The following is a 15,690-nucleotide window of genomic DNA, read 5'->3' on the forward strand; positions in this document are numbered from 1 at the left end:
ATAACATTCAGTATATCATGAGGGACATCAGGATTCCATGCACTCCGGATAAAGAACGCGGTTATATTTTACTTCGCAAGCTGTTTTTCAAGAAAAGCGTAGGCTCGCTGCCGGATATCCGGCGGAAAATCGTGCCCTTCATGACCGATCCAGCTCTCGAAAGCAGATGAAGCTCCCAGAAAATCATACAAACCATCCAGCTCCCCCAGTCCCGAGGCAATCTCCCTCCAGTTCGGAAAAATCCGGTCTCGCGTTCCGCACCACATCAACATCGGCACTGGAGCCGCAAGCGCAGCGATTTCATGCCACTCAAACGGAAGAGAGCCGTTGTTCAGACTGTCCGTAATGGAAGGGATATGGGAAAACCATTCCCGAAGGCCCCAGCGGTTCGGCTCCGGATCGCCGCGAAACATCGTAAATCCGCAGCTCGAGACGACGGCCTTGATGCGTTTATCCATTCCGGCTAGAAACCAGCCGTTATAGCCGCCCAGCGAGTGGCCGATAACGCCGATCCGGCGTGGATTTACCTGGGGCAGCGAGGTCAGCACGTCGACCCCTACCATGTGATCGGAGAGCATTTTGCCGACTGCGGTCCACGCAGGGTGCCGTTGATAGAACGGAGCCGTTTGAAACGGCGCTTCTCCTGGATAGATTCGGGCGCCGAACGTGATGGAGTCCGGAGCCAGCACGGCAAAACCGCGCTGTACCAGCTCTAGTCCGTATCGCCGGTTCGCCCTTCCGGAAGCCAGACTTACATCGTCTTTTCCATTCTCGGTTGTCGGGTGAAGGGCAAGTACAGCGGGATATCCTCCTTCAGCAGGCTTTCCCGAAGGGAGCAACAGATAAGCAGGGATCGAATCCCCGTCCGGTGATTCGTACATGATCGCCTGTCTTATGTGATCTTCTTCCTCATGCACAGAAAGCACCCGGAAGCCCCCGCTGTCTGCGACGGCTCTCGGCCTATAATCAACCGGCTCCGGGGGCTCCCCCAGCAGCTGCAGCCATCGTGCTCTCAGCCTGGACTCCTTCTCCCTCCAGGCCTCAAGAGTATGGATTCCCTCTAACAGCGGCACAAATTCCCCATTAAACCGAATCATAAAAGTAATCGCCCTCCTCTTCCATCCGATACCGCCACAGCTCAGCACCGGAACCGAAATACACGTCTCCGTTAATGCAGGCGATTCCGCTGGTCGCTTCGACCGGAAGCACTTCCAGCAGTTCCGGCTGCATGCTCGCCGTATTTACGGTGAACATAGCCCGGCTCAGCAGACCCAGAAGGAATGGATGCCCCTTTCGCTCTATCATGAGCAGTCCCTGCCGGACGATACCGCCCCAGGAAGAAAGATCGCCGCAATGAATGACCTTTTGCAGTCCCGCATCATAAACAAAGAACACCGATTCCGAGGTCAAGCCATAGAGAAGACCGTTTGGCCCGGAAATCAGCTGAGCGATTTCCCTGGCACCCGGAACCGGCACCCAGCGCCGAATCACTTGTCGGGCAGGCCAATTCAGCTCATACATCACCGCTTCCTCCGCCGTGCTGATCCCGCCGCCGGGCGTCTCGATGCTGGTGCCGCCGAATACCCTGCCATCCGGGAGCACTGCAATTGAAATCGTACTCTGCCCGCTGATAATATCCCGGTTCTCCAGCATCTCCACCTGCCCGGCCAGCACATCCACGATGCCGAGCCCGCCGCCTGCCGCACCATAACCGGGAAAGCCGCCGTACAACACATGGCGGCCGTCCGGATGCGCGGCTGCGCATCTCGGCCTGTGGACAGCAGCATTTTCATAGATCAGGCGGGGATTCCGATGGGGTCCTGGATCCGTACACCATTCTTTCGCCGTGTCCAGCAAATGGACCATGCCGCCGGCATAAGCCGCACCCGCGATGATGCTGCCTTGAGCCGCATAAGCGGCAATATTGCCGCCGCCTCCCCGCTCCACGATATCGCCGCCCCAATCGGTCAGATGTCCAGCTGCGGTATCGTATGTGAACAGATGAAGCGGGTGATTGGAAGTGCCGTATAGAATGCCGTCCGGACCGCCGAACAGCGGGGAGAGCGGTGTTCCGCCACCCTTGTAGGTAAGCGGAATCCGGCTCAGGCTTTCGTCCGCTTCCATGATTTCGATCTGCCTGTCGGACAGCTGCCATTTCAGCAGCACTCGACCGGCGTCGAGGTCCAGGTGCAGCTGGTTGTAACCTGCCCCCTTATACAGGAACGGGCTGACCTCCTCCGCCGACACCTGCTCTGCCCCCTGCTCGCTCAGCCAGTGCCATATGCCGTCTCCGTTCTCCCCGGATGGCAGCCAGCCGTAAACGGCGCCGTCGCAGCCTTGGTGAACGGCAGCGCTGCCTGTCGTACCCGGCGCTCCCTCCAGTATTATCTCAAGCTCTCCGGTCTCCTCATGAAAACAGGTGATGGCCGGCGACGACGTGCCCAGTCCTGCATAGACCTTCCCGCCGCTCCCGCAGGCAAGCGTCATGGCATACTTCCTCTCGGCATCGAGCCTGCATAAGGTACGCGAGGAGTTCGACGAAGCATCAAGCTCAATCAGATAACTTCCCGGGTAAGTTGTAGCGTAGACCCGACCATCTCCATTCACGGCAAATGCAAAGCCGGCTCCCTCTTCCCCTTCAGGTACCCGGTACTGACCGACAAATGCCGGTTTGAACGGATCTACGACGTAAAAATAGCACCCGGCTCCCGTATAGAACCGTCCCTGGGAATCACTGATCGACGCAAACGGATACTGGCCCTCGCCCTCCGGAAAATAAAGCTGGATGCTGTTACCTGTTCCCGGATCCGTGATCAGCACATATCCCCGGGCTGCGATTACGATGCGCTCGGTCCCGTCGGCTCTCCGGCACACCGCCGCGGATCTGCTCTCGTCGACATCAACGGGTACGCCGATCCGCTCGAAAGCCCCCATCGTCCCCGTTGCCTTGCTGTCGTTCACTTCTTCCATATTATTCATCGCTTTTCGCATAATAAGCGCCCACCTTGGCAACAGCCTGGATGATATGCTCAATATCCTCGGGCGTGTAGAATTCGTTCATCGGAATCTGCACCGCCGTGTCTAATATCGCTTCCGCGACAGGACAACGGCCAGGCTCATAAGAGACGCTGCTGCCGTCAAACGGAAAATGGCTCCCCGGATAAGCCTGCCGGTTCTGGAACAGCGGCTGCAAATAGCATACCTGCGGGATATAGCCGGCACGGTTGGGGATTCCCTCTGCCTCCAGCGCCCTGCAGAACTCTTCACGGCTGCAGGTCAGCTTATCCAAGTCAAGTCGCAGCATGTAGAACCAGTATGTACAGTCATGCTCCGGGTCGACCTGCGGCGGAATGACGCCCTGGATTCCTTGCAATCCTTCATTGAGCCGGTCGCCATATTGCTGACGCCGCCCGCATATCCAGGGCAGCTTCTTGAGCTGGGCGATTCCGACGGCTCCCTGCAGCTCGGTCATCCGGTAATTCGGCGCAATATAGCTGGTTCCCCGGTCAACCGTGGTGCCGAGACGGCGGTAGTTTTTGTCCGCAAAGGCGTGAGCGGTTTCGTAATCCTCGCGCTTTCCCGAATTGATCAGCACCATGCCCCCGTCCCCGGTGGAGATATGCTTGAAATCGTTCGTGCTGAAACAGCCATAATCGCCGATGGTGCCGGCCAGCCTGCCCTTGTACCTGGTCAGATAGGCCTGTGCGCAATCCTCAATAACCTTGATGCCGTGCTTTCTCGCGACCTCCATGATCGGGTCCATATCGCACGGATATCCCGCCAGATGGACGACAAGGATCGCTTTCGTTCTTGGCGTAACGCAGGCTTCGACCGAGACCGGATCCAGATTGTAAGTGTACGGCTCCAGATCGGCAAACACGGGAATCGCATTCTGGTACAGAATGCCGATCAGCGTTCCCTGGTCCGTAATCGGGCTTGTAATGACCTCATCCCCTACGGAGACGCCAGCCGCACCCAGCGCGACATGAATCGCCGCGGTGCCGGAGGATGTCGCTACACTGTATTCCCGGCCGTACATCGCATTGAAATCGGCCAAAAACTGTTTAACCTTCGTGCCGAAATGATAAAAGAGCGTGTTCTGCTCCAGCGCTTCGAGCAGTTGCGCGGCCTCCTCTTCCCCGAATCTTTTGCCTGTGCCAAAAGGACCGGTCTTGACCGGCGTTCCCCCATGAATCGCTAACGGTGCCACTGTCTGATTCCTCCTCATTGTCGTTATTCGGATGCTGTTTTCATAATGCTTGCCGCTTCTGCACACGGCCGCCCAAAGCGAATGACCGCCTGCGAAGCTGACGGGTCCACCTCTGCATCCGACGGCTGGCGCACTACCGCTCCCTGCGGAAGATTCTCGGTGATGAGGGTACCGTCTGCGCCTACCCGGAGCACCGCAGCTCGTCTGGCCTGCTCCCAGCGGGTGATCTCCTCGCTCGTCCAGAACGCATAACCGAGCCCCTTCGCGGTTTCGACCGCTAGCGAAAACGCATGCCGGACGTTCCCTAGATGATGGATGTGCTGCTGGTGAAACAGAAAATGGGCGACGCCGCGGACTTCCGCCACCTTTTCGAGAAACGGGGCAATCACCGACGCATCCGAAAGCGTGGGATGCTCCAGGTCCTGGGTCAGAAAGCCGATCTGCAGCACCCGGTATAGCCGGTTGCGGTCATCCGAACGAGCGATCGGGTAATACGGATGGCTGGTACCGAACGGAAAGCCGACATTTCCTTTTTTGCTCGGCCCTCTAGTTTGATCCGCTTCGATGCCGTTCTGCTCGCACCATACATAGAGCTCTCCCCAGCCCTCAAAGCGGGTATAGTGGTTCTTGTTCGAAATGATCGGCGCGCCGCTGGTGCTCCGGATTACGTTCAGTTGACGGGCAAATTCCTCGGCGCTCCATATCCCCTTCTCCTGCTCCAAAGCATTATAGTGAAATGCCAGCTCATGTCCGGCAGCCTGAATTTCTTTGTAGAGCGACGGGGAATAGCCCGGTTCGATCATGCACCAGGTCGAGCGGACGCCGTTATTCTGAAGCACGCTCAGGGTCGTTCGGGCCGCCTCCTCCATGTTGAAGTCGCTGTCGTGCGAGATCATGGCCACCTGATTGACGCCTTCCGGCCAATAGTCCAGAAACGGAAGTGTCATTCCCTGCGCATCCGCTTCCTCCATCAGCTGGCGGACCATCACCTCGCGCCACCAGTCTGCATACGGCGTATCAAAGTATGGCATCCCGGTCTCCGTCACCGAGCGGTCCTCATTCCAATCCAGCTCACACCGGTCATCGGCCTTCAAAATGCCTTCGTCCACCGCTCCCGTACCGTCCGGTGCAGGGATGCCGTCCTGGACGACCGGGCCGCTGCCCTGCTGCAGCATAACGATATTCGCGGGGATGTCCACATTCCAGCGGATCAGCCGGCCTGCACCTAGCGGAAACTCCAGAACGGCTGCGGCTGACTCGGCACCAGCTTTACGGAGCCGGCGCAGAACGCCATCCGCTTGAACCGGGATGACGGATTTCTCTGACACCATCCACGGATCGCTGCATACCGCCCTTAGAACCGGTATGCCTTGCGCATAGCTTAACCCTGACAGGTCCCCATACACCGCTTCCCGGATGGCAAAGCGGCTACAGCCCAGCCGGCCGGCCATGCGGTTCAATCCGCCGTAACTGATGAGTGTCGCTCCTCGGCGGGCCCACTGCTCCAGTCGGTTCAGATCCTCTTCCTTCTCTCCCGGGTGCAGTACGACGATGATATCGGGTTCATATAACTCAAGGGATTTGGCATCGTCAAACCTTGCATAAGGAATGCCTGCATGACCAAGCACCTCCTCCACATAAAGCTGAAACAGGTCCTGACCGTGTCCCCAGAAGTATTCCGCCGACTGCCTGTTAAACCACAGACCGATTTTCGCTGTCTTTTTCATGATTCATGTCTCCCTCCTCCACAGCTCGCATTTCCATAGGCGCTAGGTATCCCAATGCAGAACAGGGGCAAAAAGATTTGCCCCGCTGTCCTACAGATCATGTATAAGGCGCATTTCAAAAGTCTCACTTAAACAGGGCCTTCGGATCCTTCTCTTTGATATTCGCGTTGTATTCCTGGATGATTTGGGCACCGCCTTTGTCCAGATACTCCTGAACCAGTTTATCCCAAGCGGAAACCGGACGGGTGCCTGCAATCATTTTTACCTGCTCATCCATGACATACTTTCTCAGCTCGGCGCCTTTCGAGTTGTCGGTCGGCGACTCCAGTCCATTGATCGGGTTGATATAAAGCTTCATATCCTTGTACATCGTCTCGATGGCGGCTACAAGATCCACAAGCTGCTTGGTCTGATACGTAATGGAATATACATTGTCCGAGTCCTGCGGTACCCACGAGGAATTATCAACATAATACGTTGATGGGCCAAGACCGTCTCTGCCGAAGTTCTCGTTGAAGACAGGCAGGCCGTCTTTCATAACGTAACCAGAACCGACTTTGCCTGAATACCAGTCAAAATCGGCATTCTTTTCATTTTTCTGATCCTGCGGGTAGAATTTGCGTCCGAAATCGATCATCTCCAGTACTTTCTTCAGCTTTTCCGGTTCATCTTGAAGTTTGGCGCTAAGCACGGTGAGACCGTTATAACCTGCTCCGGCCATAAGTCCCTGGTTCCCATATTGGTCCATAAACGGATCCAGATGCACAAACTCGGCTTCGGGATGGATCGCCAGCAGACCGTTCATATAATCCTGCGACATTCCACGAGGCGTTCCGATGAAGATGCCTGCCTTGCCGGAGTAAAACTCCTTGTTCGTGTCTCCCCAGTTCAGTACCGCGTAGTCTTTCGACATCGCTCCCTGCTTATAAAGCTCGGACAGCATGGTGATGAACTCCCGGCGGCCTTCGCCAATGATGCCTGGGATGTAGTTGCCCTGAGCATCCTGATGGTACCAGGCATCCGGGTCCCAATACGGTCCCTGGTTAAAGTTCGGGTTAATGTCCTGGCCGATGGCGATCCCGTATGTGTCCTTTTTGTTGTTGCCGTCCGGATCTCCGTTCGTAAACGCCAGCGCTACCTCTTTCAGCTCCTCGTAATTTGTCGGTGGTTTCATGCCAAGCTTATCAAGCCAGTCCTTGCGGAGCACGGTGACGACCTGATACTTCGGGGCATATTGCGGAATCGCATGGATTTTGCCGTTTACCCGCATGGAGTCCCATATGTAATCGGGCACAGCCTTCAAGGTCGGATAATCGTTGATGTACGGCTCGAGATCCAAAAACGCCCCCTGCTTCGCAAACTTATTGTAGCGATTTTTCAGGTCGGTCGACATTAAGCCGATCATATCCGGAATCTGACCCGATGCAAATACGGCGTTGATCTTCTCATCAAATGCGGTATTCGGTACAAAGACAGGCTTGTAGTCTACATTGAATTTTTCGTTGATCATGTCAATGCCTGGACTCGAGGTCGGCGGCGGATCTCCGTAACGGAAATCGATTGCCGTAATCGTAAACTTTTCGTTAGCCTCTAACGGGTTCTTCCCTCCCGAAGTCGGCGCTTTCGGCTGCTCCTCCGCTTTCGGCTGGCCGCCGCATGCAGCCATGCTGATGGAGAGCAATGCCGCCATGACTGCGGTAAGTCTGCGTTTCTTTAACATGAGCTTTCCCCCATTCTTATCAATGTTGGAGTGTGACCTCCATTTATGATTCATTCGGACAGCTCCATGATCCGGCCGTTCGAAGTCATCAACCCTTGACGGCGCCCAGCATAACGCCCTTGGCAAAGTGCTTTTGCAGGAACGGATACATGATCAGGATCGGCAGGGTCGCCATCAGAATGGCGGCCATCTGAATCGTTTCGGGAGGCGGCGGATTTTCGAGGAACATGTTATCTCCCCCGAGCGTGCCTGTCGTTTCCCCCACCACCACAATCTGTCTCAGCACGACCTGGATCGTCCATTTGGCCGGATCATTGATGTACAGAATCGGCGCAAAATAGTTGTTCCAGTGCGTGACCGCATAAAACAGGCTGAATGCCGCCAGCGCAGGCTTCGAGAGCGGCAGGATGATGCGTCCGAAAATCTGCAGGTCATTCGCGCCGTCCACGATGCCCGCCTCGATCATATCGCTTGGTATGTTCATGAAAAATTGACGGATGACAATCAGGTTGAAGGGCGCGATCGCCACCGGCAAAATAAGCGACCAGATGGAATCAAGCAGCCCCGTTTCCTGGACGACCAGATAGGTCGGAATCATGCCGGCCGAGAACAAGAGGGCAAAGACGATCATAAACATGACGGTGCGCTGGCCGACGATCGGCCTGGACAAGGCGTATGCCATCGTCGCCGTAAAAAACAGATTGACGATGGTGCCGAGCACGGTAACCACCGACGTGTTCAGCAGCGCCTGCCGAAACGTCCTGGATGCCCAGATATATTCATAGGCGTCGGTCGTCCATTTGGACGGCCAGAGCAGCAGTTTGCTGCCCAGAAAATCCTCGAACGAGGAAAATGAAACCGAGAACAAATATACAAACGGAAAAAGCATGACTGCGGATATGACAAGCAGCAGGCTGATATTCACGCCACTGAACAAGCGGTCCGCAATGGATTTTTGCTTCATACGTCGACCTCCTCCCAGAAAGAATCGAAGCCCCTAATATACGCCCTGCTCGCCGAACCGCTTGGACAGCTTGTTAGCGGCCATAACCAGCACAAGACCGACCAGACCCTTGAATACGCCGACCGCGGTGGAGAAGCTGTAGTCCGACTGCTGGATCCCCTTGTAATACACAAAGGTGTCGAGCGTATTGCCGATGTGCATGTTAAAAGCGTTCAGCTGAAGGAACACCTGCTCGAAGCCGACCTCCAGCACGTCGCCCAGACGTATGATCAGCATGATAATGATCGTACTTCGGATGGCGGGCAGCGTAATATGCCAGATTTGGCGGAAGCGCCCTGCACCGTCCATGACGGCTGCCTCGTAAAGAGCCGGATTAACGCCTGCCAGCGCCGCCAGGAAAATAATCGTTCCCCAGCCGGCTTCCTTCCAGATGACCTCCAAAACCAGAAAAGCTCGGAAATAATCGGGCTCGGTGAGAAAAGGGATCGTCTGCTGCAAGCCAAACAATTCTCGCAGCACGTCGTTGATCAAGCCCTCGTTGCGGAAAAAGATCGTCACGATGCCGACCACCACGACCCAAGATAGAAAATGCGGCATGTAAACGATGGACTGCAGCCCTCTTTTCAAGAGCGGATTTGCCACCTCGTTCAGCATGATGGCCAGAATGATCGGCGCCGGAAATGCGAACGCGATTTGCAGAAAGGAAATGGTCAGCGTATTCCAGATAACCTGGATAACCTCCGGGCTTTCGAAAATCCGGGCAAAGTTCGCGAATCCGACCCAAGGACTCTCCGCGAACCCCCGGAACGGGCTGTATTCTTTAAAGGCAAGCGATATGCCCAGCATGGGCAGATACCGGTACACGATAAAGTAAAGCAGGCCCGGCAACAGCAGCAGGTACAGATAACGGTCCCTCCACATTCGGGTCCGGATTTGCTCCCATGCGCTCTTTTTGGCGGCAGCGGATGGATTGACCTCCGAAATCACGGTTTCCACACAGCTTCTCTCCCTTCCGCCTGATCACCTCTGTCGATATTCATAAGATTCCATTCATAATAGCCAGGTGGTGCGGTTTGTTCGACTTCCATGCCAGCAGTTACCTGCTTCAGCTTGAAGGAGACCTCCACAGGGTGGGGGTTATGAACAATGCAGGATGAACGGCGGGCATCGCTGTATACGCTCAGAGGCAGCTCCGCCTCAAAATCGATGTCCCCGCCGGACAAACGTTCAGCCTTCCACAAATTAAGCAGGCCGTTACCCGATATGCGGGCGGCTTCTCCCTGGAAAGTAACCCCCCGGTAGCAGGCTTCCACAGCGTCAGCGCAGAACAGCCAGATATCCTCCGCCCCGCCGGGCCTTTCCACCGTTAACCCGGCAGCCAGGCTTCCGGTATCCTGCTCCTCCTGACGGATGGCCAACCTCTCGCCGTAATGGACCCGCGGATTGATCAACGTGACGAACCGCCGTCTTTTCCCCCTCGTACCACCCACGGCTACATAAGGACCGTAGGTTTCAGCTCCGGGGTACTCGCGGAGGGTGAGCACCTTCTCCTTGGGAAAAGGAATCATAAGCTGCAGAGCGGCCTTTTCACCCTGGAATACAACGGATTCACTTCCCAGATTCTCGCCCGGAGCCTTGAGCTCTTCCCCATCCTGAACCGCCGAGGTCGTATGAAACAGCAGCTCGACCTCATCCGAATCCTGATGAAGCTCCACCTCATCCACGACGAAGTAATATGACGAATCGATATGTAGGACAGATCGTCGGAAGGATTTCAGCAGCCCGCCATAGCTTTCCGCAGCGTCCCCGACAACCGCCTCAAATGACGGGAGTAACAATTCCTCTTGGAGACCCCCGCCTCCCAGGTGGATCTGCCCCTGACCATTGACGAGCAGCGAATTGTGGCCGACCGTGCCGGTCGTGTAATCCGCCTTCGGACCAGGTACATAATCCTGGTAGCCGGGATTGGTCAACAGCCACTCTCCGCCGACATTGATCACCAGATTGTTCTGGTCCTTGTGATTATGGTCCTTTGCCGAGCAGCTTGAGGTAAAGCACAGCAGATGATCCTCATCGCCCCATCCCGACCGCAGGGCGGCCCAGCCAATGCTCCGGAACACCGCGGAAGCGCTCTTGCCGTACAGTTCCGATGGGCTTGTTGGTGAGGTCTCTTTCCGTAAATATAGAAGCGATGCGTGATGCGTTGCAGCATGCTTATGCAGGTACCACAACGCTGCCGGATGGTCATAATGGGTAGCTGTCATGGCCATGAGATAGGCGATATCCAGCTTGTAAAACGAATCCGACAGATTCGGGAATGAGCTTTCTTCCCCCGGCGCCAGCAGCCGGAAAAAACGTTCAGGAAGCTCTTCCCGTAAATACGGATGCTGAATCAGGCTGTCATCGCCGCTGATTCTCCGATAAAGATCCGCCGCCATCCAGGCATGGCGCGCAGCCACATTGTCGTACAGCAGCCCCTCTGTTTCTCCGGATTCCCTTTTTCGGTCCAGATAGCTTTGAAGATAAGTGAATCCGGACTGTAAATATTTGGCGGCGAACGGGCTCTCATCCATGATGGCCGCCGCGCCGTACAACATCGCTACCTGCTTGGCTGCCACGATGTTGTGCATATCACGGCTTCCGATATCGATGGCCAGCGGATGAAGCCCTTTTTCCAGAATGGCTTGGCGAATGGATCGCCGCTCTTCTTCCGTCAGCAAGCTGTGAATGGCATCATAGGCGCACGAAGCGCCAAGCAGCAGATGTGCGTTGCTCAGATTTCCTTCCGCGCCCCGCTCGTCAAACTCATACCATTTGCCGAAGGCGGCCAGGGACAACAGATGCTGCTTCACTCGAACCGCATACTTTTTCTCTTCCGTCACCAGGAAGGCCGTGGACATGACGACCAGCCGATCCTCTATCGCTCTGGCATACATCGTCCAGAACGGGAAGAAGGTATGGCCTTGCGGTTCTGGCACCCGCTTCGGCTCCGTTAGAGGCAGCGCTATCTTCCACCGATCCGATATGGACGGATACAGCACCTCGAAGCTATCTTCCTCCACATAGGCATCAGCTTTTGCCAGGTATCCGGCCCATAGCCTGGCTGCATCGACTACCTTCGCGGAACTGCCATCATCCCGTTTAATCCGTTCCCGAAATTCCGCGAGCTCCTCGTTCGAAAACAACATCCTCGGACGGTCCTGCAGCTTCATTTTCGCCGATAAACCTGCCGGCCGTACAAGAACCTTCCATCTAAACACCGAGAATCTATCGTTCAAAAGGTCTAAGGCAATTTCGGTCTCGCCAGGCTTTAGCCCGGTGATCACGCTGCCGTTCACCTCAACGATCTCCGGGTCGCTGCAAGTCATGCTAAAGGTCATATCCGATTGCGGCTCCATTCTTCCGCAGGGGTGCACAAGCATGAAGTTAAGCCGATGTTTCTCCCCGGTCTCCAGCAGCGAGGGCTTTATAAATTCCATCCGCAGCATCAATCGTAAGCTCCTCCTTTAATACATGAGTTTCTTTCTTTTCAATCGATCAAGAAAACGCTCTCATAAGTTTTTGCAACAAAGCCCTAATCGAAGCCATCCGCTGTTCCGTAACTCCTGGTCGCCACGCTTCAATTGAATTCTCTTAGTAGTATACATGTATATTACTTGTATTTTTAATGATCTGTCAATTCAAAATTTTGTCTTATTCATCCAACTGCAACGTGATCAACAGGAAGCCAATCCCCTTCATAGGGCCTGTACAAGGAAACTTTCCCGTTCCAAAGCGTTAGGCTGTAACCCTATTTATTTCCGACTTAAATCCTTGTTGTTAATCTCGGATCCGTTACTTACGGCGTCCGATAAGGGTAATCCCAAATGTAAAGCAGCACCAAACATTCCATTTGGTGCCGCCTCTTTTTGGCTTGCTATTTAACCGTGACTACACATTCCGCCGTCTTGCTGCCATCCAGTGTCGTGACCTTAATAACCGCCGTGCCCGGCTGCAGTCCTTTGACGACTCCGGCATCGCTGACGGAAGCAACCGCGCTGTTGCTGGAGGTCCAGGACACATTCTTTACCGTTGCAAAAGATGGCTGAACCTCCGCTTTTATTTCGGCCGTTTGATTGACGGACAGCTCGAGGGTGCTGACGCTTAGACGCACCTCGGTAACCGCAGCTTTGTTATCCTCGATCACATGACGCCAGAGCTCGTTACCGGTCACAAAGTACAGGTTGCCCATGATATCCCGTGATAACCAGGCGGCCTGATTCCTCATGATCGTCATTTTTTTGTCCTCAGGATGGATGGAGAACAACTTGCCGCTCATTGTTCCGTAGACGAGGCCGTCTTTCCCGATAACGAGGCTCGCATCTCTCCACTGTCCGCCCGCTTCCGGAAACTTCTCATCCTGATACACCACCTCACCGGACGAAGGGTCATAAATAAACAGCGTGCCCATGGCAAAACCCCAGATGTTCCCGTCCGGACCTTCCATCAGTGAAGTGATAGCTCCTTTCCCGGGGACAGGAACCAGCTCCCTTTCCTTGACTCCCTTCGCAATGTCCCACACCAATAACTTCGCTTCGCTTTCGGTCGGCGTGCTGCCGAGACCTCCACGGATTGAACTGCCTGCATAAATCTTTCCGTTCTTGTAGGCCAAAGACACGATGCTCTGATTCGGCACGATCTGCGTATGAACCGACAAATCATGGTTTGCCGGGTCATAGACGCTGAAGGCTCCGCCAAGCTTACCGTAGTCCGGAACCGTGCCAATGAACAGCTTGTTTTCCGCTCCTAGCATGGCAAACGGACGATCCTGCAGATGATCTGTTTTCAAATCAAACAGCTTGTTCACCGTTCGGTTAGTACCGGAGCTTCTCCAGGGCTTCGTCGTGTCATATTCAAAAATATTGGCGCCCGGATAGGTGCCGAAGTACATTTTGTCTCCGATAGAGGTCATCCCCTCGGTCTGCCCGATCGAGTTATTGGTGGAGAGCCCTGTGTCCGGATCATAGATGCCCATGCCGCCGGGAAGAAATCCGCCGGCATAGATGTTCCCGTCAGGTCCTTGTCCGGTAATATGCAGATCGATAGGCTGCTTAGGAAGCGGCATGACGGCCTGCTTCAGCGTTCCCAGCTCCAAATTGTATTTGATCACTTTTGCCGAAGCATTTCCGGCAACGCCGATCAGCGTCGGACCGGGATAATCGGGCTCATCAATCAAGGCTGTTCCCCAACCGATTACGTTGGAGACAAAGTTGATCTTTTCACTGCCTGTATATACTTCCTTCACTTCGTTGGTCGACAGATCATAGCTTTTTAGAATGCCGCCGTAAGTAAAATACACCTTACCATCGTGCGGTTCGGACACCCCTCTGGAGTGAATCAGCTCATCATCTTTAATCACTGAGCCGGTTCCTTTGTCCAGCACGATCATTTTGTAGCCGGGATCCATCTTCAGAAACAGCTTGTCGCCTACGATGTTCAGATCATAGGTGCTCGTCAGATTATACTGTGCCGGCATGATGTTGGTCTTCTGATCGGTATTCAAATCATGGCGAATGAGATAATTTTTCGTTCCGCCGCCTCCAACATATAGGACGTTCTCCTCCTTGTCGTATGCCACGCTCCGCGGATAAATCTGACCCGGCATAGGGTTGCCGAAATTCGTAAAGCCTTTTACCGGGTCATATTCGAACACGGAGCCTGACGGGTAAACACCACCGTAAACTTTGCCGTCCAATCCCGGAGTCAGCTCGAAGAATTGAGTGGTTTGACTGGCCGTGCCTTCGGCTGGGTCACCGAGATTGACGATCGTATCGGTCGGCGGATCATACCGGTAGAGTGAAGCGGTGCCGTAGGAACCGAGATAAACCCTGCCGTCCGTTGCTACCGCCATCCCCCAAGCCCCGGTTGCCCCCGGCAGATCGATCGCCTTTAACGTCTCCTCGGTCTGAATATCGACGACGACGAGTTGGGCCGGATCGCCGACCTGAACCATATAAGCGACATCGCGTCCGTTTTCATTGCCGAACACTGCCCGCATGACATAGTTGTTATACACCTGGATGCCCAAATTTTGGTAGGCGGGAACGACTTCCACGGATTCCTCGTCTTCTGCCAGCACGTCGCCGCTTTCGCCGTCGATCAGCCGATAGCTGAAGGTGTACTTACCGATTTTCGAAAATTTAACCCGCCAGTCCTTGGTGGAAGAGTCGTCTGCCGGCAGCTCAAAACCCGGCTTTCCATAATCCCCGCTGTTCAGTATCGAGTGATGTCGTCCCTCTTCGTCCTGAACCGTGAACATAATATCACCGTCTCCCTGGGTTTTGGACACCTGTAGATAAGCGGATTTGTTTCCTCCGTTCTCGTGAGCTTTCGTGGAAATCGTGACAGGCAGCGTCAGGTATTCCCCCGCACCGGCCTGATCCAGATCCGTGATCTCGATCTGATACGGCGATCGGCCCGGGGTCACATTCACCTTCTTTACCGCGGCAGCAACCACCGTTCCATCCCGACTGACTACTTTATAGGTCACCGTATATTCTCCCGGCTGATCGAACTCTGCGGTCCATTTCGAGGTGTTAGCATATTGGGGAGTCAGGCGGAAGCCCTCTTTTTGCAATTCCGACCGGTCAATGAAGGATACCTCTCCGGCTCCGGGAACCTCGGGAGAGCTGTAATCCGCGCGGCCCGGCCCACTCGTATTCACTACAAAATAAACATTGCCATAGGTTGCAGGAGCAGGTTCATAGGTAGCAAGCGTAACTGTGTAATCGATCATGTCTCCTACCGTAACCGTATCCGGCAGCGTAAGGTCCAGACGATAGGACGGATGTGCGGGCTTGGCGCTGCCGTCAGCATCGGCGACCTCCGGCATAAACAGCTGGGGAAAAATCAGTGCAAATGCTAGGGTCCAGGTCCAACCTTTGGAGCGGAATAATAATCGAGACTTCATTTCATCAACTCTCTCCTTTGACTAATTAGATTTGTAGACGCTTTCAAACAAACCGTTTTGTTCTGCTTTTATCCTGGTATGTAATTGTATTCCCCCTTTCAAAATACATGTATTTAACAT

General features: G+C 54.7%; 9 protein-coding genes. All 9 read right to left on the reverse strand.

Features of this window, described 5'->3' with window-relative positions; all coding sequences use genetic code 11:
• Positions 1-68: 68 nt before the first annotated feature.
• The 9 genes from OHJ21_RS09250 to OHJ21_RS09290 all read right to left on the reverse strand — a co-directional run bounded on the left by OHJ21_RS09250 (position 69) and on the right by OHJ21_RS09290 (position 15,570).
• Positions 69-1,097 carry an alpha/beta hydrolase family protein gene (locus OHJ21_RS09250; protein ID WP_486019892.1) on the reverse strand — a complete coding sequence of 343 codons (1,029 nt, stop codon included), beginning with the start codon at positions 1,095-1,097 and terminating at the stop codon, positions 69-71.
• Positions 1,084-2,991 (reverse strand): hypothetical protein, encoded by a 1,908-nt coding sequence (locus tag OHJ21_RS09255; RefSeq protein ID WP_486019893.1) that lies wholly within the window; start codon positions 2,989-2,991, stop codon positions 1,084-1,086. Before OHJ21_RS09255 ends, OHJ21_RS09250 begins: the two co-directional genes overlap by 14 nt.
• The gene (locus tag OHJ21_RS09260; protein ID WP_486019894.1) at positions 2,972-4,210 is read right to left on the reverse strand and encodes a DegT/DnrJ/EryC1/StrS family aminotransferase; all 1,239 of its coding nucleotides are present in this window, start codon (positions 4,208-4,210) and stop codon (positions 2,972-2,974) included. Before OHJ21_RS09260 ends, OHJ21_RS09255 begins: the two co-directional genes overlap by 20 nt.
• 23 nt (positions 4,211-4,233) lie before the next feature.
• A complete protein-coding gene (locus tag OHJ21_RS09265) occupies positions 4,234-5,937 on the reverse strand; it encodes a polysaccharide deacetylase family protein (protein ID WP_486019895.1) in 1,704 nt (567 codons plus the stop codon).
• Positions 5,938-6,061: 124 nt separating this feature from the next.
• A complete protein-coding gene (locus tag OHJ21_RS09270; protein ID WP_486019896.1) occupies positions 6,062-7,657 on the reverse strand; it encodes an extracellular solute-binding protein in 1,596 nt (531 codons plus the stop codon).
• Positions 7,658-7,745: 88 nt separating this feature from the next.
• Complete coding sequence (locus tag OHJ21_RS09275; protein WP_100537387.1) at positions 7,746-8,621, reverse strand: carbohydrate ABC transporter permease; 876 nt, start codon at positions 8,619-8,621, stop codon at positions 7,746-7,748.
• A gap of 33 nt (positions 8,622-8,654) precedes the next feature.
• On the reverse strand, positions 8,655-9,617 hold the full coding sequence (locus tag OHJ21_RS09280; protein ID WP_326120551.1) for an ABC transporter permease: 963 nt from the start codon (positions 9,615-9,617) through the stop codon (positions 8,655-8,657).
• Entirely contained in the window at positions 9,605-12,109 is a 2,505-nt protein-coding gene (locus OHJ21_RS09285) for a heparinase II/III family protein (RefSeq protein WP_486021021.1), read from the reverse strand. Before OHJ21_RS09285 ends, OHJ21_RS09280 begins: the two co-directional genes overlap by 13 nt.
• Positions 12,110-12,537: 428 nt before the next feature.
• Positions 12,538-15,570: an Ig-like domain-containing protein gene (locus OHJ21_RS09290; protein ID WP_486019897.1), complete on the reverse strand. Its 3,033-nt coding sequence runs from the start codon at positions 15,568-15,570 to the stop codon at positions 12,538-12,540.
• Between the last annotated feature and the right edge of the window lie 120 nt (positions 15,571-15,690).

Source organism: Virgibacillus sp. LDC1 (genome assembly GCF_025792345.1).
GTDB lineage: Bacteria > Bacillota > Bacilli > Paenibacillales > Paenibacillaceae > Paenibacillus_AQ > Paenibacillus_AQ lautus.